We start from the raw sequence: 21,232 nt of genomic DNA, 5'->3' as shown, positions 1-21,232 counted from the left end.
AGGTGACCCGGGGCCGCCGGTCGATGCTGCCAGGCATGGGCACCTACCGGGCGATCTTCGCCAACCCCGAGTTCCGGAACCTGTGGATCAGTAGCGCGCTGGGCAACGCGTCCTCGACCATGACCAGCCTGACGCTCGCGATCCTGGTCGACGCCGCGACCGGCTCCGCGTTGCTCGCGGCGGCCGTCATGTTCGGGCCGTCGCTCGCCCAGGTTCTCGGTGTCTCAACGCTGATGTCCGCTGCGGACACCGCGCGGCCCCGCCAGGTGCTCACGCTGCTCGCCGTACTCTCGACCGTCGCGGTCGCCGTCCAGGCCGCGGCCGATCTGTCCGCCGGCCTCCGGCTCGTCCTGTCGCTCGCGGTCGCGTACGGGCTCTCGATCGGCGCCGGCGTTCGCTGGGGTCTGCTCGGCGAGGTGGTGTCGCCGGACGAGTTCGTGCTCGGCCGGTCGGCGATGAACCTGTCGGTCGGCGCGATGCAGATCGCCGGCTTCGGCATCGCGGGCGTCCTCCTGCAGGCGGTCGGCCCGTCGACGGTGCTCTGGATCGCGACCGGATGCGCGGCGCTCGCCGTACCGGTCATCCGCTTCGGTCTGCACGACCGCGCGCCGCGCCGGGTCGCGCGGACCGGTCTCGCCGAGACGTGGCGCGGCAACCGTACGCTGCTCGCCCAGCGCCGTACTCGCCCGCTGCTGCTCGCACTCACGCTCCCGAACGGCCTCATCGTCGGCTGCGAAGCCCTGTTCGTCCCGTACGCCGGTTCGCGCGCCGGTTGGCTGCTGGCCGCCGGAGCCGCCGGCATGATGACTGGCGACCTCGTCGTCGGCCGCTATCTCAGCTGGCAGCGGCGCCGCAGCGTGGCGCACTGGCTGCGCTTCCTGCTCGCCGTACCGTTCCTGGGCTTCGCGTTCGATCTCCCTCTCGCGGTGCTCTGCATCCTGGTCGCGGTCGGCAGCAGCGGGTACTCCGCATCGCTTGCACAGCAGGAGGTCCTCGTCGACCTCACGCCGTCTGAGATGCGCGGTCAGGTCCTCGGGCTGGAGTCCGCGCTCCGGATGACGACGTTCGGCGTGACGGCGATCCTGGCCGGCGCGCTCGCCGACCTGACGGCGGCCGCGCCGGTGATGACAGCCTTCGCGGTCGCGTCCCTGCTGGTTTCCGTCGTCCTGAGTAGACCGCTGGCCCGGATAGGCTCGCCGCATGGAAGTGGTCCGGCTCCGGAAGGTCTCCAAACGGTACGGGCGTCGGGAGATCCTCGCTGACGTCGACCTGGGCCTCGACGCCGGCGAACTGCTGGCCCTGGTCGGTGCGAACGGCTCGGGCAAGTCGACGGTACTGCGGCTGCTGGTCGGCCTGTCGCAACCGTCCGCCGGGACGGTGCAGCGCAACGCCCGCGTCGTCAGCTACGTGCCCGACGTGTTCACGTCCCACGACCGTCTGTCGGCGTCGGCGTACCTGCGGCACATGGGCCGGATCCGCGGACTCAGCACGAGAGCGGCGCGCGACCGGTCGCTCGAACTGCTCGACCGGCTCGCGCTCGCGGGCGGTGCGGACACCCCGATGCGAAAGCTGTCGAAAGGCAACGCGCAGAAGGTCGCGCTGGCGCAGGCGTTGCTCGATCCGCCGCAGTTGCTCGTCCTCGACGAGCCTTGGGCCGGACTCGACGCCACCGCCCACTCCACGCTGCGCGAGCTCCTCACCGAGGCCGCCGAGCAGGGCGCGGCGGTCGCGTTCACCGAGCACTCCGCCGACGTCGTCCGCTCGACCGCGACCCGGGTCTGCGAGCTCGACCGCGGCCGGTTGACCACCGTGCGCCGGCCGGCCGATCTCACCGAACTCCACCTGATCCCCGGCGCCCGCCTCGACTGGGATCACCACCCGGACGTGCTCGACGTACGGCGGACCGATGCCGGCGTCGTCCTGCTGCTGCCGACCGGCTGTCACGACGCCGCCCTGCTCACCGCGCTGAACCACGGCTGGTCGGTCGTCACCGTGCGGCAGGTGAAACCCGAGTGAGCGCGCTCTACCGCTACCTGCTGGCCAGCGTCCTGCTCTCCCAGCGGTACCTGCCGCCGACGCTGATCTTCCTCGCCGCGATGGCCGTCGGTACGACGTCCGACAACGGGCCTCTGCAGTCGTCGTACGCGTTCTGCGTGCTCGCGATGCTCGTCTGCACCACCTGGCTCGCCGTCAGCGTCGTGAACCACGAGGATCCGACGCAGCGCAAGATCACGGTCGTGACGGTCGGCAGCTCGTTGCGCGTCCTGACGGCCACGGTCGCCGTCGTCGTCACCTGGTGCGTGCCGCTGCTGGTGATCGGTCTCGTCTACCCGATCGTGACCGGCAAGCACAGCGTCACCGCCGCGGACCTCGCCGTCGGCGCCGCGGCACAACTCGGGGCGGCGATGACCGGGATCGCGATCGGCCTGCTCTGCTCGCGTCTCGTCGTCGCGCGGATCGGCGTCGCGATGCTGACCGCGGCAGCCGCGATCCTCGCCGTCCTGCTGGTCCGCTGGATCTCGCCGATCCGCCCGATCATGACCGTGCTGTCCGACGAGAAGCCCGCCGGCGCCAACGCCGTACCGCTGACGCTGCTCGCCGCCGTCTCGGCGATCCTGCTGACCGCCGCGGTGCTCGCGACGAAGGTGCTCGCCGACCGGAAGGAATGATCAGGACGCCGCGATCGACGTCAGCCCGTGCGGGGCGGCCGAGCCACGGATGATCAGCGTCGTGGCCAGCTCGACGTGATGCGACGCGACCGGCTCCCCCGCGGCCAGCTGCAGCGCGGTGCGGACCGCGACCGCGCCCATCTCGCGCAGCGGCTGCCGGACCGTGGTGAGCGGCGGCGAGGCGAGCCGGGAGACCTCGGTGTCGTCGAAGCCGACCACGCTGAGATCCTCCGGTACCCGCAGGCCGCGCGCCCGCGCCGCCTCCAGGATCCCGAGAGCGACCTCGTCGCTGCCCGCGAAGATCGCGGTCGGCCGGTCCGGCAGGTCGAGCAGCTTGGTACCGCCGGCCAGCCCGTCCTCGTACAGGAAGTCGCTCATCCAGAGGTACTCGGCCGGTACGCCGGCGCCGACTGACTCCATCGCGCTGCGGTAGCCGCTCAGCCGGGCCTGGTTGCAGCCGGACGTCGGCGGACCTCCCACGTAGCCGATCCGGCGGTGACCGAGGGACAACAGGTGCTGCGCCGCGGCCATCCCGCCGGCGAAGTTCGTCGAACCCACGCTGATCACGTCGGGCTCCGGGGTGTTCGCGGGGTCGATGACCACCAGCGGCAACCTCGCCCGGGCCAGCGCCGCCAGGTCCGCGGCAGACAGCTCGCTGGTGACACCGATCGCGGCCAGCCGGCTGCTGGCGGTCAGCTGCCGGATCCAGCCCGCCGCCCGGCCCGCGGTCGCGCCGCCGCTCGCGGTCGGCGGATGCTTCGGATGCGACGTCAGCACGACGTCGACGCCGGCTGCCTGACCGGCCTCGACGACGCCCTGGATCACCTCGACCGAGTAGGCGTTGACGACGCCCTGGTAGAACAGCTCGATCGTCTCCCGTTGCACCGTGTCCGGGCGGCGCCCGACGTACCCGTGCTTCTCGAGGACCTCCTGGACCCGTGCGCGAGTCGCCGACGACACGTCGCTGCGCCCGTTCAGCACCTTGGAGACCGTGGCGACCGAGACCCCGGCCGACCCGGCCACGGTGGCCAGGGTGACGCGCCCCTTCAACCGCGACATCTCATCACCCTCCTCCAGGGTCCTCGCTGATCGTCACCGGGGTGGTCAGCACCCGGTCGTGCCCGACTACCCTCACATCCCCGGTGATCCGCAGCATCGCACGACACGGCAGGTCGAGCGACGACGTGCCCACCATCACTTCGACGTCACCCGGCTCGACGATCCGCCGCAGGCCGGGATCCGTGTACGCCGTGCGGTCGGCGTGCACCCGGAACGTGACGTCGACCACCTGTCCCGGCGCGAGCGACACCCGGGCGAACCCGGTGAGCAGCTTCAACGGCCGGGCGACCCGGGCGACGACGTCGCGCAGGTACAACTGCACGACCTCGTCGCCGCCCCGGTCGCCCGTGTTCGTCACCCGTACCGTGGCGGTGAACTCGCCGTTGCTGCCGATCTCCGGCACGCTCAACCGGAGATCGGCGACCGTGAAGTCCGTGTACGACGCGCCGTACCCGAACGGATAGAGCGGCCTCGTCTCGAGCCCGCTGATGCCCGCGCTCTCCACACTCCCGAGCGCCGGCTGCAGGTACGTGCCGGGCTGCCCGCCGACGTGCCGCGGGATCTGCACCGGCAGCTTCCCGCTCGGCACGATCCGCCCGCTCAGCACACCCGCGATCGCCGCGCCGCCTTCCTGCCCCGGGATGAACGCCTGCACCAGCGCCGCCGCGCGATCGGCGTACTCGCCGAGCGCATACGGCCGCCCCGACACCACCACGAGCACGACCGGCTTCCCGGTCTCCAGCAACGCGTCGAGCAGCTCACCCTGGACCCCGGGCAACCGAAGGTCCTCGGCGTCGCACCCTTCCCCGGACGTCCCGTGCCCGAACAGACCCGACAGATCACCGACGAACGCCACCGTCAGCTCACAGTCCCCGGCCAGCGCGACAGCTTCCGCGAACCCGGAACGATCCGCGCCGGTCACGTCACAGCCCTTGGCGTACGACACATTCGGCAGCTCGTTGCGCAAGGCATCCAACGGCGTGGTGATGGTGATCCCGAGGCCCCGCTCGGGGTACCGCGGCAGCACATGGTTCGGGAACGCGTAGCAGCCCATCAGCGTGCGTGCGTCGTCGGCGCACGGTCCGACGACCGCGACCTTGGTGGGGGCGGCGATCGGGAGGACCGAACCCGCTTCGAGCAGAACCACCGATTTCTCGGCCAGCTCGGCGGCGACGGCCCTGTTCGCGTCCGAGTCCAGGTCGACACCCCCGGCCTGGACCGAGCGCTCCGGGCTCCAGTCCTCGTCCAGCAGGCCGAGTTGTACCTTCTGCAGCAGCACGCGGCGCGCCGCGCGGTCGACCAGGTCCTCGGACACCTCACCGCCCTTCACCTTCTCCAGCAGGCCGGCGTACCCGATCGTGTCCGGGAGTTCGACATCTGTGCCGGCCGTCAGCGCCAGCGCGCCGGCGGCATCGTCGTCCACGGCCACTCGGTGCATCGACGCGAGGAACGGCACCGCCCAGTAGTCCGAGACGACCGTCCCCTCGAAACCCCAGTCGTCGCGCAGGACGTCGGTGAACAGCCACGGGTCCGCACTCGCGGGCAGGCCGTCGAGGTCGGAGTACGAGCTCATCACCGACCCGGCGCCGGCCGTCGCGATCGCGGTCTCGAACGTCGGCAGGATGATGTCCAGCAACTCCCGGCGTCCCATCGACACCGGCCCGTGGTTCCGCCCGGCCCGCGAGGCGGAGTACCCGGCGAAGTGCTTCAGTGTCGCGACCACACCACCGCTCTGCAGACCCCGCACGTACGCCGAGCCCAGCATCGCCACCAGGTAAGGATCCTCGCCCATCGTCTCCTCGACACGCCCCCACCGGTAGTCGCGCACGACGTCCAGCACCGGCGACAGTCCCTGGTGCACACCGACCGCGGCCATGTCCCGCCCGATCGCCGCCGCCATCCGCTCGACCAGCCCCGGGTCGAACGTGGCGCCCCAGGCGATCGAGGCCGGGTAGACCGTCGCGCCGTACGTCGTGAACCCGGTGAGGCACTCCTCGTGGACGATCGCGGGCACGCCGAGCCGTGAGCCCTTCAGTACCACCTCGTGCTGCCGGATCACCTCGGCGACGCCCTGCTCGACCGTCTGCGGGTAACTGCCCCAGACACGGGTCAGATGGCCGAGGCCCTCGCGACTGGCGTCCTCCAGCGACAGCGCGCCGCCGACCGAGAACACGTCCTCCATCGGCGCGACGTTGATCGTCTCGTCCGCGGGCAGCTCGGTGTCGGCCATGTCGTTGCCGGCCCAGCGACTGCCGAGTTGCGCGATCTTCTCCTCCAGGGTCATCGCCGCCAGCAGCAGGTCCGCCCGCTCCGCGGCCGGCCGCGCCGGGTCGCGCCAGGGCCGCTCAGTGTCGATGGACAAGAAAATCTCCCTTGATGAACGTTCGTTTCGGTGAGCAATTATCGAAAACTTTTCGATACTCTCCGTTCGATCCGGCGAGCGCGCTCCGGTCGCTGAATCGCCTGCGTAACAGGGGATTGCGTGACCTTACTGTGACCCCAAACTGGGGTTAGTTCAAGTCTTGACAGCACTATCTCCGAAATCTATGTTTCGAAAACAAGTCATATCGGCAGGTGCTTCCGCAACCTGTGGGGGCAGCACGGACGACGGAGATCACTGTGGATCCCAACACGACATCCCGGCGGACCTTCCTGGGTCTCGTCGGTGGCGGCGCACTCGCTGCCGGCCTCGCCGCGTGCGGCAGTTCCGGCCCGACGAGCACGCCGGGGTCGACCACCGGAGCCAGCGGCAACGCCGGCAGCGGGGCGACATACTGGTTCCTCACCGGCCAGCCGCAGCAGGGCATCCGGGAGGCGCAGGTCAAGCGGTTCAACGACGCCAACTCGGGCACCAAGATCAAGACCACCGAGTTCCAGAACGATGCGTTCAAGCAGAAGATCAAGACCGCCATCGGCGCCGGCCAGGGCCCGACGCTGATCTGGGGCTGGGGCGGCGGCGGCCTGAAGAGCTACGTCGAAGCCGGCCAGGTCGAGGACCTGACCGACTGGTTCAACAACGAGCAGGCCGACCTGAAGAACTCGATCTTCCCGTCCGCCTTCACCGCGGCGACCGTCAACGGCAAGCTCTACGCGATTCCGGGCGAAACGGTGACGCCGATCGTGCTGTTCTACGACAAGCGCTCTTTCGAGAAGATCGGCGCGCAGCCCCCGCAGTCCTGGGGCGACATCATGGACCTGGTGCCGAAGTTCAACGAGAAGGGCATCGCGCCGTTCTCGCTCGGCGGCCAGTCGCGCTGGACGAACATGATGTGGCTGGAGTTCCTGTTCGACCGGATCGGCGGCGCCGAGGTCTTCCAGAACATCTTCGACGGCAAGAAGGACGGCTGGTCCGACCCGTCCGCGATCAAGGCGCTCGAGGAGATGCAGAAGCTGATCAAGGCGAACGGCTTCGTCAAGGGCTTCTCCTCGATCACCGCCGACTCCAACGCCGACCAGGCGCTGCTCTACACCGGCAAGGCCGCGATGATGCTGCACGGCGCCTGGACCTACGGCAACATGAAATCGTCTGGTGGCGACTTCGTGACCGGCGGGCACCTGGGCTACATGAACTTCCCGCCGGTCGACGGCGGCAAGGGCGACCCGAGCGACACCGTCGGCAACCCGGGGCAGTACATGTCGATCTCCTCCAAGGCCAGCGCCGCCGACAAGGAGACCGCCAAGAAGTTCATCGCCAACAACACCCTCGACGACGCGACCGTGTCGGAATGGGTGAAGTCGGGCAACATCCCGGTCGTGAAGAGCGCGAAGGACAAGCTCTCCTCGATCACGGACAAGAACGACTCCGCGTGGCTGAACTTCGTCTACGACACCGCGGCGAACGCGAAGAACTTCGCGCAGTCCTGGGACCAGGCGCTCAGCCCGACCCAGGCCGAGACGCTGCTCGACAACATCGCGAAGCTGTTCCAGCTGTCGATCTCGCCGCAGCAGTTCGCCACCAACATGAACGCGGTGATCGGCCAGTGACGGCGACCGCTCCGCCCGTAGCGCCGGAAGCAGTGCGTAACAGGCCCACGTCCGGCGTCGGGCGGAGCGGTCCGGTGACGTGGATGGTGCTGCCGGCGCTGGCGCTGTTCATCGTGTTCGGCGTCGTCCCGCTGGTCGGCGTCCTGGTGCTGAGCTTCACGACCTGGGACGGTCTCGGCGCGATCACCCCCGCCGGGATCTCCAACTGGAAGTCCGTGCTCAACGACCCCCAGTTGCCGCACACCATCCTGGTCACCTTCGAGATCATGATCTTCTCGTGGCTCGTGCAGACACCGATCAGCTTGCTGCTCGGCGTCTTCCTCGCCGGCCGGCAGCGGTACCGCGCGTTCCTCGCGGTGCTGTACTTCATCCCGCTGCTGCTCAGCTCGGCCGCGATCGCGATCACCTACAAGGCCCTGCTCGACCCGAACTTCGGGCTCGGCCCCGGTCTGCACCTGGACTTCCTCACCCAGGACTGGCTCGGCAACAGCACCCTCGCGGTCGGTGTGGTGATCTTCATCGTGTCCTGGCAGTTCATCCCGTTCCACTCGCTGATCTACCAGGGCGGCGTCCGGCAGATCCCGACCACGATGTACGAGGCGGCGGCGATCGACGGCGCCGGCCGGATCCGGCAGTTCTTCAGCATCACCGTGCCGCAGCTGAAGTACACGATCATCACCTCGTCGACGCTGATGGTGGTCGGATCGCTGACCTTCTTCGACCTGATCTTCGTCCTCACCGCGGGCGGACCCGGCGACGCCACCCGGGTGCTCGCCCTCGACATGTACAAGCGGGGCTTCATGTCCAACCAGATGGGCCCGGCCAGCGTGATCGCGGCGATGATCGTGCTGCTCGGCCTGGCGCTCGCCCTGTTGCTACGCCGGCTCGGCGGCAGTACGACGGCCAGCCAGCAGGAAGGTGCGTGAGATGGCAGTGGCAACGAGCAGCACCAGTACGACCGCGCGGCCGGTGAGCCAACGCCCGAGCCCTGCGCACAAGCTGCTCCGGCTGAACTGGTTCGGCGGCCTCGCGGGCTGGATCTGGCTCGGGATCGTGCTGGTCCCGCTGTACTGGATCGTCGTCACCAGCTTCAAGGACCAGAGCGCGTACTTCAGCCAGAACCCGTTCGCGCTGCCGTCCGCGCCGACGACGAACAACTACAAGCTGGTCATCGAGTCCGACTTCCCGCGGTACTTCCTGAACAGCGTGATCGTCACCATCGGCACGATCCTGCCCGCGGTCGCGATCTCGTTCATGGCGTCGTACGCGATCATCCGCGGGGCCGGCAGCCGTTTCCTGGCCGGCGTCAACGGGCTGTTCCTGATGGGACTGGCGATCCCGCTGCAGGCGACCATCATCCCGGTCTACCTGTTGATCATCCGGATGCAGCTGTACGACAGCCTGCTCGCGCTGATCCTGCCGTCGGTCGCGTTCGCGATCCCGCTGTCGGTGCTGGTGCTGTCGAACTTCATCCGCGACGTCCCGAAGGAGCTCTTCGAGTCGATGCGGGTCGACGGCGCGACCGAGTGGGGCATGATGACCAAACTCGCGCTGCCGCTCACCCGGCCGGCGCTCGTCACGGTCAGCATCTACAACGGACTCGGCGTCTGGAACGGTTTCCTGCTCCCGCTGATCCTGACCCAGAGCCCCGACAAGCGCACTCTGCCCCTTGCCCTGTGGACCTTCCAAGGCCAGTACAGCGTGAACGTCCCGGCCGTCCTCGCCTCCGTCGTCCTCACCACCCTGCCCATCGTCGTCCTCTACGCCGTCAGCCGCCGCCAACTCCTCAGCGGCCTCACCGCAGGCTTCAGCCGCTAGATTCTTCTGCTCCGGGGACGGGTCGCCCACGACGCGAACGCCAGCACGGCGAACGCGGCGGGGGCGATCATCCCGGCGTACTCGTGTGCGGCGGCGTTCGAGGCCGCCGCGCCGGTCATGTTGATCAGCACGCCGGCGTACGCCCATTCCTTCAGCCGCGGCAACCGCGGTACGGCGATCACCACCGCGGCAGCGAGTTTCGCCGTACCGAGGATCGTGGCCAAGTAGCTCGGATACCCGAGCTCGATCAGCATCGGGTAGAACGGCGCCAGCCGGAACAGGTCCATCGCACCGCCGACCGCACACTCCGCCACGACGATCGAGGTCACCGTCCAGTACGTCGCGGTCCTCATCGCGATCACCTTCTATCGAAACGGACCCGTACTCCTCGCTAACGGTACGATAGCGTTTCGATGGAGGTGGATCAATGGTCTCGCGGGGAGATGGCGCGCGGCAGCGGATGCTGACCGCCGCGCTCGAAGTACTGGACGAATCCGGGCTGGCGGGGTTCACCATGGAGGCCGTAGCGCGGCGGGCCGGGGCGAGCAAAGCCACGCTGTACCGGCGGTGGCCGACCACCGGCGCGTTGCTGGTGGACGCGATGGATGCGACCTACCGGCCGTTTCCGACGCCGGACACCGGGTCGGTGACCAAAGACGTCGCGGAGATCCTCACCGCGTTCGTGTTGCTGCTCGAACGGACGCCGTTCCCGCGGCTGCTGGCGGCGTTCATCGATGCCGCCGAACGCGATCCCGCTCTCTCGAAGCTCCACACCGATCTGACCAACCGCCGCCGCGAGCCGCTGCTCACGGTCCTGCAGCGCGGCCGGGACCGCGGCGAACTTCCTGCCGACACCGATCCCGAACTCACCACGGATCTGCTCACCAGTCCGTTCTTCTACCGTCACTTCGTCGCCCACCGCCCCATCCCTCGCCGGATGGTCACCGATGTCATCACCCGCGTGCTGAATCCGGACCGTGTTCCTGGCCTCACGGACTGCTAGCCTCGACGCTCGGTCTGGCCAGTGGGGTGATGAGTACGTTGGTGGATGAGAAGCCCGAAACGAACAGCTGGTTCGACAGGCACCAGAGGAGTGCGTGGATCGCTGCCGCGGCGTCGATCGCCACCGCTCTGATCGCCACGTTGGTGCCGATTTTCGCCAACTCCGGTGACGACAAGGACACGGCAGGCGGCCCGGCCGCCGTACCCACGTCCTCGGCTTCCACGTCGCCGACGGCGTCGGCACCGACGAGGACGCCGACCACGACGCCCGGCGAGAACGAGTCGCCGAGCTCCAGCGGCTCGCCCGCCGGGAGCGAGCGGTGGAAGGGGGCGCTGCTGGTCGACGCCGAGCCGAAGGATCTGGACGCGTTGCCGGACCCGGATGGCGCCGACGACCAGGGCGACGTGTTCATGGTGCTCAACTACGAGTTCGGCGGTCAGAACGGCACGCGGATCGCGCAGTGGGCAGGAGCTTCCGGCGCCCTGCCCGGGTACCAGGAATGCTCGGATGCGATCGACGCGCTCGGGAGCCGCGACAACGTGAAGCTCTCGAAGAAGACCGTGCTGTGTGTGCGGACCAGCGCCGGGAACGTCGTCAGGCTCAAGGTCTCCAAACTCGGCGAGACCGACATCGACACCCACACCACCTTCGACGCGGTCATCTGGAACGCGAGCTGAGCCGGTCTGTCTGTCCGATGAGCTGGCGGGTTCCGTCGGTGAGGATGGCGAGGCCGGTGCGGTTGGGGCGGGCGTGGAGCCAGGCGGGGCCGTCGGGGCCGAGGGCGAAGGCGGTGGTGGCGTCGATGTCGGCGTGGGTGAGCGAGCGGTGGATGACGGTGACCGACGCGAGCGCAGTCGGTGTCTCGCCGTTGCGGGCGTCGGTGATGTGCGGGCCGCGGCGGTGCAGGCCGGACGTGGCGACGGCGCCGTTGCGGATCGGCAAGATCGCCGCGATCTTCTCGGGGTCGAACGGGTCCTCGATACCGATCCGCCAGGCCTCGGACTCCGGTCCGGCGACGCGGCAGATCAGGTCACCGCCCGCGGAAAGGCAGTAGTCCGTGCCGGCCAGCCGCTGGAAGGGCGCCGCGGCCCGCTCGACGGCCCAGCCCTTCACGACGCCGCTCGGGTCGAGTAGACCAGCCCGGCGTACGTCGAAGGCGCCGCCGGACTCGAGCCGTGCCCGCTCGCCGAGCCGGAGGACCTCGGCGACCTCGGGCGGGCAGTCGACGACGGTCAGCTCGCCGCAATTCAGGCGGGAGATGTGCGAGTCGGCGCGGTACGTGCTGAAGATCCGGTCGGCGGTGTGCAGGATCTCCAAGGCGTCGGCCCAGGCCTGGGCGGCGAGTTCGTCGTCGGTGTGCCGGCCGCGCAGCGCGAGGCTGATCGGCATGCCCATCACGTGCTCGACGTAGCGCTTCACTTCGTCTGGTCCAGGGCGCTCTGCAGGGACCGGATGTAGCCGTCGCTGGTGACGGTCGCGCCGCTGACCATGTCGATCTGCGCGTTCTGGGCCTTGACGGTCTCGTCGATCAGGATCGGCAGTGCGTAGTCGTTGATCTCGACGTCGCGGTGGTTCCCGTTCGGGTACTGCAGGACGTTGACCGCGGTGATCTTGCCGCTCTGCACGGTGAGCTGCACCTGTACCGGACCCCACTGCGTCTGCGCGACGTCCCCGGTGACCGTCGACGATCCCGAAGAGGCCGACGGCGTCGCCGACGGTGAGGCGGACGGTGAGGTGGACGGCGTGGTGGACGGCGTGGTGGACGGCGTTGTTGTCGGCGTGCTCGGAGTGCTGTTGCTGTCGGCGCCCTCGCCCCCGGCGATCGGCGTGACCGCGGCCTCCGGGCCGGACGTCGAGGTGTGGTAGCCGAACATCAGGACGACCGCCGAGACGGTGCCGAGGAGCCACAGGACGATTCGTTTCACAGCGGTCACCACTTGAAGGTCTCGAGATGGAGCCGCTCGGCCGGCAGGCCGGCGGCGGTGAGGCTGGAGCTGACCAACGCGGTCCACGCCTCGGGTCCGCACAGGTACACGTCGCGCTCGGCGATGTCCGGAATCCACTGCAGAAGTGCCTGTACGTCGTCGTACTCCCGCACGCCGGCACCGAACCACGAGTCCGGCCGCCGCCGCGATCCCGGCAGCGTCAGCAACGACAGGCCCCGGTCCCGCCACAACGCCTGGAACTCGTCGTGGAAGAGCTGCTGATCCGTGTACCGCTGCACCAGCACCGCATCGCCCGGCGCGTAGTCGAGTCCCTCGGCGAGCGCCCGCAGCGGCGTGACGCCGACACCCGCGCCGATCAGCGCGACCTTGCGCCGGGTCCGGGCCCGCGGGCTCATCCGCCCGTACGGTCCTTCGATCAGCACCCGCGTTCCCGGCAGCAGTGAACCGACGGCCGCGCTACCGTCCCCCGCGTCCTGCACCGTGATGCGCAGACCTCGACCGTCGGGCGCGGCGGACAGCGAGTACGGGTTCGCCCGCGTCCAGCCGGGCCGCCCGAGGAACCGCCACGAGAAGAACTGCCCGGCCTCGGCCGGCAAACGGTCCAGCCGGCGCCCGGCGACGTACACCGACACGATCCCCGCGCCCTCCGGTACGACGGCGGTCACCCGGAGCCGATGCCGCACGTTGCGGCGGATCGGTACGCCGACCCGGAAGACGAGCACGGCCGCGGCGGCGACCGCCCAGGCCGTCCACCAGAACACGGTCCGCCCGGTCGACGACAGGAACTCCTGGCCGGTCCACAACTGGTGCGGGAGCGCGATCCCGACTCCGAGGTACGCGTAGAGGTGCAGGAGATGCCACGACTCGTACCGGATCCGGCGACGGGCCGCCCTGATGCTCGTCAGCACACTCAGGCACAAACAGACCGTGCCGCCGACCGCGAGCAGCATGCCCGGGTAGTCGATCGTCAGGTCCCACAGCGTCGAAGGAGTCCGGTGCAACTCCCCCACCGCGTAGCCCCAGGTGATCGTCACGACATGCGCCAGCATCAGGTTGAAGGACGTGAAGCCGGTGATGCGGTGGATCCGCGCGAGGCGGTCCTGCCCGAAGGCCGATTCCAGCATCGGTACGCGGGCCATCAGCACGACCTGCGCGAGCAGCAGCACCGAGGCGACCAGACCGGTGATCCGGCTGATCGAGGTCAGGCCGGTCGCCCACCCGCGGAGCTCCTGCACGCCGCCGCCGGCGACCCACCAGTACATGACGAGCAGCAGGCTCAGCCACAGGGCTGCCAGCGCGCCGAGCCGTACGGCGCTGTCGTTACGAGACCGCATGCCCGTCAGTCTCACGGCGCCTGCTGAGCGGGTCCTTCGGGTTGTCTGTGAGCCGGCTGTGAAGCGCTCGTTTGGCCGCTGCTGGTTGCCGGACGCCCCAGAAATAGATACCGTTGAGATTTGTGCCGGAAAACAAAAAAGAAGCCCTCTCCGGGCTTCTGAGTTCAGAATATCAGAGCTTTTCGGGCAACGCAAGAAACGATCGGGGGCAGGGGTGCTGGAGCAGGAGATCGCTGCAGAGCAAGGCGAAGTGACCGTCATGTACGAGCGGCTCGACGTGCTGCGCGAAAAGGCCCGTGGCGAACTCGGCCGCGTTCAGGTCGAGGAAACCACCGGGACGGATCAGGCCTGGTCGGAGCGCGAATCGTTCACGGAGCTGTTCTCCGGGCGATTCTCGCAATTGTCGTCGGTCGAACGCGGATTGTGTTTCGGGCGGATCGACGAGACCGCCGGCGAGCGGTTCCACATCGGGCGGATCGGCCTGTTCGACGACGACTACAACCCGCTGCTGATCGACTGGCGGACACCGGTCGCGCAGGTGTTCTACCGGGCCACCGCCGCCGAGCCGCTCGGCGTCAAACGCCGGCGGCACATCCGCCTGCACGGCCGGACCGTGGCCGGGATCGACGACGACCTCCTGGACGCCGAAGCACTGGGAGACGGGGAACGCAGCACGCTGATCGGCGAGGCGGCGCTGCTGTCGTCGCTCGGCGCGAGCCGCACCGGGCGGATGAACGAGATCGTCGCGACGATCCAGTCCGAGCAGGACGAGATCATCCGCTCCGGACTGCCCGGGGTGCTGGTGGTGCAGGGCGGTCCGGGGACCGGCAAGACCGTGGTCGCGCTGCACCGGGCGGCGTACCTGCTCTACACGCATCGCGAGCAGCTCGGGCGGAGCGGCGTCCTGGTCGTCGGGCCGAACAGCACGTTCCTGCGCTACATCGACCAGGTGCTGCCGTCGCTCGGCGAGAACGACGTCGTGCTCGCGACGATCAGCGAGATGTTCCCGGGCGTCGTCGCCTCCGCGCCGGAGCCGGCCGACGCGGCGCGGATCAAAGGCAACCCGGCCATGGTGGAGGTGATCGCCCAGGCGATCGCCGGCTTCCGGGTGGTTCCTGCCGAGCCGATCCGGCTGAAGGTCGACCAGGACGAGCTGGTGCTCCGGCCCGCCGCGATCCGCACGGCGCAGCAGGCAGCGCTCGCGGCGCAACCGCTGCACAACCGGGCCCGGCCGCTCTTCGTCCGGCGCATCCTCAAGACCCTGACCAACCAGGTCCTCGACCGCATCGGCCGGCAGTACGTCGGGGAGGCGGACATCGAGGACATCCAGCGGGAACTGTTCGAGGACGAGCGTGTGCTGCAGCTGCTCGACCGCTTGTGGCCCGAGCTCACGCCACAGCTCCTCGTCTCCGTCCTCTTCTCGTCCGACGATCGACTGGCCGCCGCGGCGCCGCATCTCACCGGGGCGGAGCGTGCCGCCGTACTGCGACCACTCACCGCGGGCTGGGCTCCGTCGGACGCCGCTCTGCTCGACGAGGCGGCCGAGTTGCTCGGCGAGACCGCGGAGGTCGTGGTCGGACGCAAACGCCGGGCGGCCGGGGAATCCGCCGCGGCGGAGGCGAGCCGGGAGTACGCGCACGGCATCGTCGACATCGAGCTGACCGCCGAGCGGATCACGATCGAGCCCTGGGAGATCGAGCAGTTCAAGGACCTGGTCGCCCAGCGCACGCGCGTCTTCGACAATCCGGCGGGCCCTACCGACAGCGTCGTGTACGACCGCAGCTGGGTGTTCGGGCACGTGATCGTCGACGAAGCCCAGGAGCTGTCCGCGATGGACTGGCGGATGCTGATGCGCCGCTGCCCGCGGCGGTCGATGACGATCGTCGGCGACATCGCGCAGACCGGATCCGCGGCCGGCGTCCGGTCCTGGGCGGAGCTCCTCGACCACTACGCCCCGCGCCGCTGGCGCACCGCCGAGCTCACCGTCAACTACCGCACCCCGTCCGAGATCATGACCGTCGCCGCCGACGTCCTCGGCGCGATCGACCCGGCCCTGACCCCGCCGACCTCGGTCCGCGAGACCGGCACCGAGCCCATCCTCGACCCGGTCCCGGCCACGTGCCTCACCGATTCGGTCCGCACCGCGATCAAGTTCGAACGGAGCGAGATCGGCGACGGCCGACTGGCGGTGATCGTCTCGGCGGGCCGGTACGACGAGTTCGCCGCCGCCCTCCCGGAAGTTGCCCACGGCCATGACCCGTCGGTCCTCGACGGCACGGTCGCGCTGCTCGACGTAGCGCAGTCCAAGGGGCTGGAGTTCGACGCGGTGCTGATCGCCGACCCAGCCGGCATCGTCGCCGAGTCCGACCGCGGCCTGTCCGATCTCTACGTCGCGATCACGCGTGCGACCAAGCGGCTGGTCGTCCTCGGCGACCTCCCGGAGGTGCTCACTCGGGGACGACGTACTCCGCGTCGGTGACGTGGTCGCCCCACTCGGTCTCGGGCCGGTCGCTGTCGACGCCTTCCCAGATCGCGGTGTGAACCATGAAGTTGTCCGGGCAGCCACCGTGCCAGTGCCACTCCCCCGGCGGCGTGTAGATGACGTCGCCGGGGCGGATCACGGTGACCGGACCGCCGCGGGACTGGATCAGGCCGACGCCGTCGGTGACGTGCAAGGTCTGGCCGTTGGCGTGCCGGTGCCAGGCGGTCCGGGCGCCCGGAGCGAACCGGACGGTGTTCACCCGGACGCGCGACGGGGCCTCGCCGCGGATGATCACGTCGAACCAGACGTCACCGGTGAACCACTCCGCGGGCCCCTTGACGGTCGGCGGTTTGGGAAGGATCTGCACAGCTATTCCTTGTCGTGAGCAACGGTTTCCTGGGTGGCCGCCCAGCTGGCCAGCAGCTGCAGCGCGTCCGCGGTCGGCGAGCCGGCCGGCGCGGTGTAGACGACCATGGCGAGCCCTGGGTCGGACGGGAAGTCCATCGCCTCGAAGTCGATCTCGAGGTCGCCGACCACCGGGTGGTGCAGCTTCTTGCGCCCGGAGCGGTGGAAGCGGACGTTGTGGTCCGCCCAGCGGGTCCGGAACGTCTCGCTGCGGGTCGACAGCTCACCGATCAGATCGCTGAGCGCCTTGTCGTGCGGGTTCTTGCCGGCCTGCAGTCGCAGGACCGCGGCGATGTCGTCGGCGGCCCGGTCCCAGTCCACGAAGAACTCCTGCGAGGCCGGGTCGAGGAACGTGAAGCGGGCGGTGTTCGGCGGCCGGTGCGGATCGGCGAACATCGACGTGTACAGGGCACGCGACATCCGGTTCGCCGCCAGGATGTCCAGGTGGCCGTTGCGGATCCACGCCGGGGAGTCGGTGATCGCGTCGAGGACCTGCTGCAGGGCCGGGCGGACACCCGGGCTCGGAGCGCGCCGGCGGACAGGAGTCGCGTCCGACTCGTGGGCGAGCGTGAACAGGTGATCGCGCTCGGCCTCGTCCAGCTGAAGTGCCCGGGCGAGCGCCTCCAGCACGCTCTCGGAGGCGCCGGCCAGGTTCCCCCGCTCCATCCGGACGTAGTAGTCCACCGAGACACCGGCGAGCAGGGCGACCTCCTCGCGCCGCAGTCCTTTCACGCGGCGGTTGCCGCCGTACGCCGGCAGGCCTGCCTGCGCGGGGCTGAGGCGGGCGCGGCGGGAGCTGAGGAACTCCTTGATCTCCGCTCGGTGGTCCATGTCGTCCAGCCTACGGACCGCGCGGGACCCGAGGGAGGCACTGGTGTTACCTGGAACGACAGGCACTGCCACGTCGCCGTACGACGTCCTTCACTGGAGCCATGCGAGCTACTTATCTGTACGGCGCCGGAGATGTGCGTGTCATCGACGTACCGGATCCGGTGATCCAGCAACCAACAGACGCGCTGGTACGCGTCGTCAGGTCCTGTATCTGTGGCAGCGACCTGCACCCGTTCCACAACCTGCCCGCGACACCGGCCGGCAAGACCATGGGCCACGAGTTCGTGGGCGTGATCGAGGACGTCGGGCGGGACGTGACCACGCTGCGGAAGGGCGACTTCGTGATCGCACCGTTCGCGTGGTCGGACGGGACCTGCGACTTCTGCCGGGAGGGACTGCAGACCTCCTGCCGCCACGGCGGCTTCTGGAACGCGAACGGCGTCGACGGCGGACAGGCCGAAGCGGTCCGGGTACCGCTGGCGGACGGCACGCTGGTCAAGGTGCCCGGTGGTGAGGACCCCGCGCTGCTGCCGTCGCTGCTGACACTGTCCGATGTCTATGGCACCGGGTACCACGCGGCGCTCAAGGGCGGCGTCTCGGCGAGGACCACGGTCACCGTGATCGGCGACGGCGCGGTCGGGCTGCTCGCCGTCCTCGCGGCGAAGCAGTTCGGGGCGGAGCGGATCGTGCTGATGGGCAGGCACAAGGACCGCACGGATCTCGGGGTCGAGTTCGGCGCGACCGATGTGGTCGCCGAGCGCGGCGCGGAAGGGATCGCGAAGGTCCGCGAACTGACCGGCGGCGACGGTACGCACGTGGTCCTCGAGGCGGTCGGCCAGTTGCCGGCGTATGAGCAGGCGCTGGGCGTGGTCCGCGCGGGCGGGGTGATCAGCCGCGTCGGCGTGCCGCAGTACGACGAGGCGCCGATCGGCTTCGGCACGCTCTTCCTGCCGAACCTCACGCTCACCGGCGGCCCGGCGCCGGCCCGCGCGTACATCGAGCGGCTGCTCCCCGGCGTCCTCGACGGCTCCGTTGCGCCCGGCAAGGTGTTCGACCGGACCGTCGGCTTCGACGACATCCCGGCCGGCTACCGCGCGATGGACGAGCGCACCGCGCTGAAGGTCCTCATCGAGCCCTGACAATCGGCGAACAGTGAAGATGTGGTCACTGCGGGTGAGATTGTCATTCAAGTGAGTAAATTCCGTGACACCTGAGCTGCCGGGAACCCCTTCCCTCACGTACTCTGCCCAACCATGCACAGAGGCGAGCGGCGGGCCAAGCGGCCCAATGTCGTGTGGTCCGTGTTCGTGTTCCTCGCGGTCAGTGCGCTCGCCGGTGCGCTGACCGCCGGACTGGCCCTTCCGTTCGCCGGTCTGGCCGGTGTGACCACGTCCGCGGCGCACGACAGCGTGCAGTACCTGCCCCAGGACCTGCAGACGGCACCGCTGGCGCAGAAGTCGATCATCCAGGACAGCGACGGCAAGGTCATCGCGACGCTGTACCAGCAGAACCGGACCCCGGTGACGCTGAAGCAGATCAGCCCGGTGATGCTGCAGGCGATCGTCGCGATCGAGGACGACCGCTTCTACGAGCACGGCGCACTCGACTTCAAGGGCACCCTGCGCGCGCTGCTGCGCAACCAGTCCTCCGGCGGTGTCCAGCAGGGCGGCTCGAGCATCACCCAGCAGTACGTGAAGCTGAGCCTGATCAACAAGGCCCAGACGCCGGAAGAGGTCAAGCAGGCCACCGCCGAGACCTACGAGCGGAAGGTCGCCGAGCTGCGCTACGCGATCGCGGTCGAGAAGGAGGTCAGCAAGAGCGAGATCCTGAACCGCTACCTGAACCTGGCCTTCTTCGGCGACCGGTCGTACGGCGTCGAGGCCGCGGCCATGCACTACTACGGCGTGCACGCCGCCAAGCTGACACTGCCGCAGGCCGCGATGCTGGCCGGCCTGGTGAAGAACCCCACTGGCTACGACCCGATCGACAACCCGAAGCGCGCCAAGGCCCGCCGCGACGTCGTCCTGCGCCGCATGCAGGAGCTGAACGTCATCAACGCCAAGCAGGCCGCGGCCGCGATCAAGACACCGGTGATCGACCCGGCCAAGGTCCGCGTGATCCCGAGCGGCTGCGCGAACTCGACGTACCCGTTCTTCTGCGAGTACGTCGTGTCCAAGCTGAAGGCGAACAACGCGTTCGGCAAGACCCCGGAGGAGCGGGAGAACTACATCGAGACCTCGGGCCTGGTGATCAAGACCTCGCTCGACCGGAAGATGCAGGCCGCCGCGGAGTCCGCGGTCCGGAGCCACTCGAAGCCGACCGACCAGGTCGTCGCCGCGATCACGCTGGTCGAGCCGGGCACCGGCCTGGTGAAGGCGATGGCGCAGAGCCGCCCGTACGGCGCGAAGAAGGGCCAGACGGCCTACAACTACAACGTCGAGAAGACCTATCCCGGCGGGTTCGGCGGCTTCCAGAACGGTTCGACGATGAAGGCCTTCACGATCGCCGCCGCGATCGCGAAGGGCGTGCCGACGACGTACCGGATCCGCTCGCCGCAGACGATCGACCTCAGCGGACAGAACTTCAGCACCTGCAACGGCGCGGTGGCGGATCCGTCGTACATCCCGAAGAACTCCACGAAGACCGTCCTCGACCCGTCGATGGTCGACGCGGCGCGTGCCTCGACCAACACCTACTTCCTGCAGCTCTCGCAGCAGATCGGCATCTGTCCGATCGCGACGATCGCCTCGAAGCTCGGCATGTACGACGCCCAGACACTGAAGCCGCTCGACCAGGTGGTCTCGTTCACCCTCGGCTCGGCGGGCCTGATCACGCCGCTGATGCTGTCCAACGCCTACGCCACGTTCGCGGCCCGCGGCATGTACTGCACTCCGCAGATCATCACGTCGGTCGCCTCACTGAAGACCGGCAAGGCGATCCCGACGCCCGGCCCGAACTGTCACCGGGTGCTGTCGCCGGGCGTCGCGGACGGCGTCAACTACGTCCTGCAGCAGGTGATGGACAAGGGCGGCACGGGCGCCAAGCTGAAGTTCGGCAAGAGCGACCTGGCCGGCAAGACCGGTACGATCGACGAGAACAAGGCGGTCTGGTTCGCCGGGTACACGTCGAAGCTCGCGGGGGCCTCCGTGGTCGCCGACGCCGATCCGCCCGCGGAGAACATGATCAACCAGGTCTTCAACGGCAAGACGCTCAAGGACGCCTCGGGTTCCGGGACCGCCGGCCCGATCTGGGAGGCCGCGATGCAGGCCGCGCTGCAGGGCATTCCGACGAGCAAGTTCGTGAAGCCGGACGACAAGATCATCCGCGGCAACGTGAAGGACCTGCCGTACCTGAAGGGCATGACGCCGGCGGACGCGGCCGCGAAGCTGCTGTCGATGGGCTTCAAGGTCCAGATGAGCCACGGGCCCCAGGTCGACTCGGACGCTCCGGCGGGCACGGTCGCGTGGACGACCCCGCGACAGGAGGACGGCGCCCCCGAAGGCTCCACGGTCCTGCTCTACATCTCCAACGGAAGCAAGGCCCAGCCCCCGACGCCCCCGGTCACCCCGCCGGTCCCGCCGGGCACCCCGCCGCCGACCATCAAACCCCCGCCGGGCTGGCCCACCTGCCCACCATGGGACCCGCGCTACCCCAAGTGCAATCGCCGCTGACTAGGCTGGGGTCCAACACCTAGTACTTGT

Annotated in this window: 19 protein-coding genes; 11 read left to right on the top strand and 8 right to left on the bottom strand. The window is 69.2% G+C overall.

Annotation, left to right across the window (positions count from 1 at the left end):
* The first annotated feature begins 35 nt into the window (after positions 1-35).
* Genes ACWEOO_RS17295 through ACWEOO_RS17285 form a run of 3 tightly spaced genes read left to right on the top strand, consistent with a single transcriptional unit; the run spans position 36 to position 2,669 of the window.
* Entirely contained in the window at positions 36-1,262 is a 1,227-nt protein-coding gene (locus ACWEOO_RS17295; RefSeq protein ID WP_452143803.1) for a hypothetical protein, read from the top strand.
* Positions 1,201-2,016, top strand: a complete 816-nt coding sequence (locus ACWEOO_RS17290) for an ATP-binding cassette domain-containing protein (protein ID WP_452143802.1) — start codon at positions 1,201-1,203, stop codon at positions 2,014-2,016. Before ACWEOO_RS17295 ends, ACWEOO_RS17290 begins: the two co-directional genes overlap by 62 nt.
* Positions 2,013-2,669 (top strand): hypothetical protein, encoded by a 657-nt coding sequence (locus ACWEOO_RS17285; protein ID WP_452143801.1) that lies wholly within the window; start codon positions 2,013-2,015, stop codon positions 2,667-2,669. The genes ACWEOO_RS17290 and ACWEOO_RS17285 overlap by 4 nt, the downstream gene beginning before the upstream one ends.
* On the opposite strand, the gene ACWEOO_RS17280 is transcribed toward ACWEOO_RS17285, so the two are convergent.
* Positions 2,670-3,728, bottom strand: a complete 1,059-nt coding sequence (locus ACWEOO_RS17280; RefSeq protein ID WP_359923828.1) for a LacI family DNA-binding transcriptional regulator — start codon at positions 3,726-3,728, stop codon at positions 2,670-2,672.
* Between the two features lie 4 nt (positions 3,729-3,732).
* Complete coding sequence (locus ACWEOO_RS17275) at positions 3,733-6,090, bottom strand: glycoside hydrolase family 3 N-terminal domain-containing protein (protein WP_452143800.1); 2,358 nt, start codon at positions 6,088-6,090, stop codon at positions 3,733-3,735.
* 257 nt (positions 6,091-6,347) lie between these two features.
* Between ACWEOO_RS17275 and ACWEOO_RS17270 the strand changes: the two genes are divergently transcribed.
* The 3 genes from ACWEOO_RS17270 to ACWEOO_RS17260 all read left to right on the top strand — a co-directional run bounded on the left by ACWEOO_RS17270 (position 6,348) and on the right by ACWEOO_RS17260 (position 9,530).
* Positions 6,348-7,712, top strand: a complete 1,365-nt coding sequence (locus tag ACWEOO_RS17270; protein WP_452143799.1) for an extracellular solute-binding protein — start codon at positions 6,348-6,350, stop codon at positions 7,710-7,712.
* Between the two features lie 83 nt (positions 7,713-7,795).
* The gene (locus ACWEOO_RS17265; protein ID WP_452143955.1) at positions 7,796-8,638 is read left to right on the top strand and encodes a carbohydrate ABC transporter permease; all 843 of its coding nucleotides are present in this window, start codon (positions 7,796-7,798) and stop codon (positions 8,636-8,638) included.
* 1 nt (position 8,639) lies between these two features.
* Positions 8,640-9,530: a carbohydrate ABC transporter permease gene (locus ACWEOO_RS17260; protein ID WP_452143798.1), complete on the top strand. Its 891-nt coding sequence runs from the start codon at positions 8,640-8,642 to the stop codon at positions 9,528-9,530.
* Here ACWEOO_RS17260 and ACWEOO_RS17255 read toward each other — a convergent pair.
* Complete coding sequence (locus ACWEOO_RS17255; RefSeq protein ID WP_452143797.1) at positions 9,527-9,883, bottom strand: DoxX family protein; 357 nt, start codon at positions 9,881-9,883, stop codon at positions 9,527-9,529. The genes ACWEOO_RS17260 and ACWEOO_RS17255 overlap by 4 nt on opposite strands.
* A gap of 74 nt (positions 9,884-9,957) precedes the next feature.
* On the opposite strand from ACWEOO_RS17255, the gene ACWEOO_RS17250 reads away from it, so the two are divergent.
* Positions 9,958-10,533, top strand: a complete 576-nt coding sequence (locus ACWEOO_RS17250) for a TetR/AcrR family transcriptional regulator (RefSeq protein WP_452143796.1) — start codon at positions 9,958-9,960, stop codon at positions 10,531-10,533.
* Positions 10,534-10,562: 29 nt separating this feature from the next.
* The gene (locus ACWEOO_RS17245; protein WP_452143795.1) at positions 10,563-11,210 is read left to right on the top strand and encodes a hypothetical protein; all 648 of its coding nucleotides are present in this window, start codon (positions 10,563-10,565) and stop codon (positions 11,208-11,210) included.
* Here the strand turns inward: ACWEOO_RS17245 and ACWEOO_RS17240 are convergent.
* Genes ACWEOO_RS17240 through ACWEOO_RS17230 form a run of 3 tightly spaced genes read right to left on the bottom strand, consistent with a single transcriptional unit; the run spans position 11,191 to position 13,813 of the window.
* Positions 11,191-11,952: an FAD:protein FMN transferase gene (locus tag ACWEOO_RS17240; protein WP_452143794.1), complete on the bottom strand. Its 762-nt coding sequence runs from the start codon at positions 11,950-11,952 to the stop codon at positions 11,191-11,193. The two genes, ACWEOO_RS17245 and ACWEOO_RS17240, sit on opposite strands and share 20 nt — an antisense overlap.
* Entirely contained in the window at positions 11,949-12,458 is a 510-nt protein-coding gene (locus tag ACWEOO_RS17235; RefSeq protein WP_452143793.1) for an FMN-binding protein, read from the bottom strand. Before ACWEOO_RS17235 ends, ACWEOO_RS17240 begins: the two co-directional genes overlap by 4 nt.
* 5 nt (positions 12,459-12,463) lie before the next feature.
* Complete coding sequence (locus ACWEOO_RS17230; RefSeq protein WP_452143792.1) at positions 12,464-13,813, bottom strand: ferredoxin reductase family protein; 1,350 nt, start codon at positions 13,811-13,813, stop codon at positions 12,464-12,466.
* 259 nt (positions 13,814-14,072) lie between these two features.
* Between ACWEOO_RS17230 and ACWEOO_RS17225 the strand changes: the two genes are divergently transcribed.
* On the top strand, positions 14,073-16,292 hold the full coding sequence (locus ACWEOO_RS17225; protein WP_452143791.1) for a HelD family protein: 2,220 nt from the start codon (positions 14,073-14,075) through the stop codon (positions 16,290-16,292).
* Here ACWEOO_RS17225 and ACWEOO_RS17220 read toward each other — a convergent pair.
* The gene (locus ACWEOO_RS17220; RefSeq protein ID WP_452143790.1) at positions 16,261-16,662 is read right to left on the bottom strand and encodes a (R)-mandelonitrile lyase; all 402 of its coding nucleotides are present in this window, start codon (positions 16,660-16,662) and stop codon (positions 16,261-16,263) included. The genes ACWEOO_RS17225 and ACWEOO_RS17220 overlap by 32 nt on opposite strands.
* A gap of 2 nt (positions 16,663-16,664) precedes the next feature.
* Positions 16,665-17,531 carry a helix-turn-helix transcriptional regulator gene (locus ACWEOO_RS17215; protein WP_452143789.1) on the bottom strand — a complete coding sequence of 289 codons (867 nt, stop codon included), beginning with the start codon at positions 17,529-17,531 and terminating at the stop codon, positions 16,665-16,667.
* A 101-nt stretch (positions 17,532-17,632) separates the two neighbouring features.
* On the opposite strand from ACWEOO_RS17215, the gene ACWEOO_RS17210 reads away from it, so the two are divergent.
* Both ACWEOO_RS17210 and ACWEOO_RS17205 read left to right on the top strand, forming a co-directional pair.
* Entirely contained in the window at positions 17,633-18,670 is a 1,038-nt protein-coding gene (locus tag ACWEOO_RS17210; RefSeq protein WP_452143788.1) for an alcohol dehydrogenase catalytic domain-containing protein, read from the top strand.
* Positions 18,671-18,784: 114 nt separating this feature from the next.
* Entirely contained in the window at positions 18,785-21,202 is a 2,418-nt protein-coding gene (locus tag ACWEOO_RS17205; protein ID WP_452143787.1) for a transglycosylase domain-containing protein, read from the top strand.
* Positions 21,203-21,232: the final 30 nt, after the last annotated feature.

It is taken from the genome of Kribbella sp. NPDC004138 (assembly GCF_053603655.1).
The sequence above is the reverse complement of the archived record's forward strand: the minus strand, read 5'-3'. Positions and strand labels throughout refer to the sequence as shown.

What these genes read in the sequence shown, in the direction of transcription:
- ACWEOO_RS17295 (WP_452143803.1), top strand. Translation starts at nt 36, where the DNA reads ATGGGCACCTACCGGGCGATCTTCGCCAACCCCGAGTTCCGGAACCTG.
- ACWEOO_RS17210 (WP_452143788.1), top strand. Translation starts at nt 17,633, where the DNA reads ATGCGAGCTACTTATCTGTACGGCGCCGGAGATGTGCGTGTCATCGAC.
- ACWEOO_RS17215 (WP_452143789.1), bottom strand. Translation starts at nt 17,531, where the DNA reads ATGGACCACCGAGCGGAGATCAAGGAGTTCCTCAGCTCCCGCCGCGCC.
- ACWEOO_RS17290 (WP_452143802.1), top strand. Translation starts at nt 1,201, where the DNA reads ATGGAAGTGGTCCGGCTCCGGAAGGTCTCCAAACGGTACGGGCGTCGG.
- ACWEOO_RS17230 (WP_452143792.1), bottom strand. Translation starts at nt 13,813, where the DNA reads ATGCGGTCTCGTAACGACAGCGCCGTACGGCTCGGCGCGCTGGCAGCC.
- ACWEOO_RS17250 (WP_452143796.1), top strand. Translation starts at nt 9,958, where the DNA reads ATGGTCTCGCGGGGAGATGGCGCGCGGCAGCGGATGCTGACCGCCGCG.
- ACWEOO_RS17265 (WP_452143955.1), top strand. Translation starts at nt 7,796, where the DNA reads ATGGTGCTGCCGGCGCTGGCGCTGTTCATCGTGTTCGGCGTCGTCCCG.
- ACWEOO_RS17245 (WP_452143795.1), top strand. Translation starts at nt 10,563, where the DNA reads ATGAGTACGTTGGTGGATGAGAAGCCCGAAACGAACAGCTGGTTCGAC.
- ACWEOO_RS17205 (WP_452143787.1), top strand. Translation starts at nt 18,785, where the DNA reads ATGCACAGAGGCGAGCGGCGGGCCAAGCGGCCCAATGTCGTGTGGTCC.
- ACWEOO_RS17255 (WP_452143797.1), bottom strand. Translation starts at nt 9,883, where the DNA reads ATGAGGACCGCGACGTACTGGACGGTGACCTCGATCGTCGTGGCGGAG.
- ACWEOO_RS17260 (WP_452143798.1), top strand. Translation starts at nt 8,640, where the DNA reads ATGGCAGTGGCAACGAGCAGCACCAGTACGACCGCGCGGCCGGTGAGC.
- ACWEOO_RS17280 (WP_359923828.1), bottom strand. Translation starts at nt 3,728, where the DNA reads ATGTCGCGGTTGAAGGGGCGCGTCACCCTGGCCACCGTGGCCGGGTCG.
- ACWEOO_RS17225 (WP_452143791.1), top strand. Translation starts at nt 14,073, where the DNA reads ATGTACGAGCGGCTCGACGTGCTGCGCGAAAAGGCCCGTGGCGAACTC.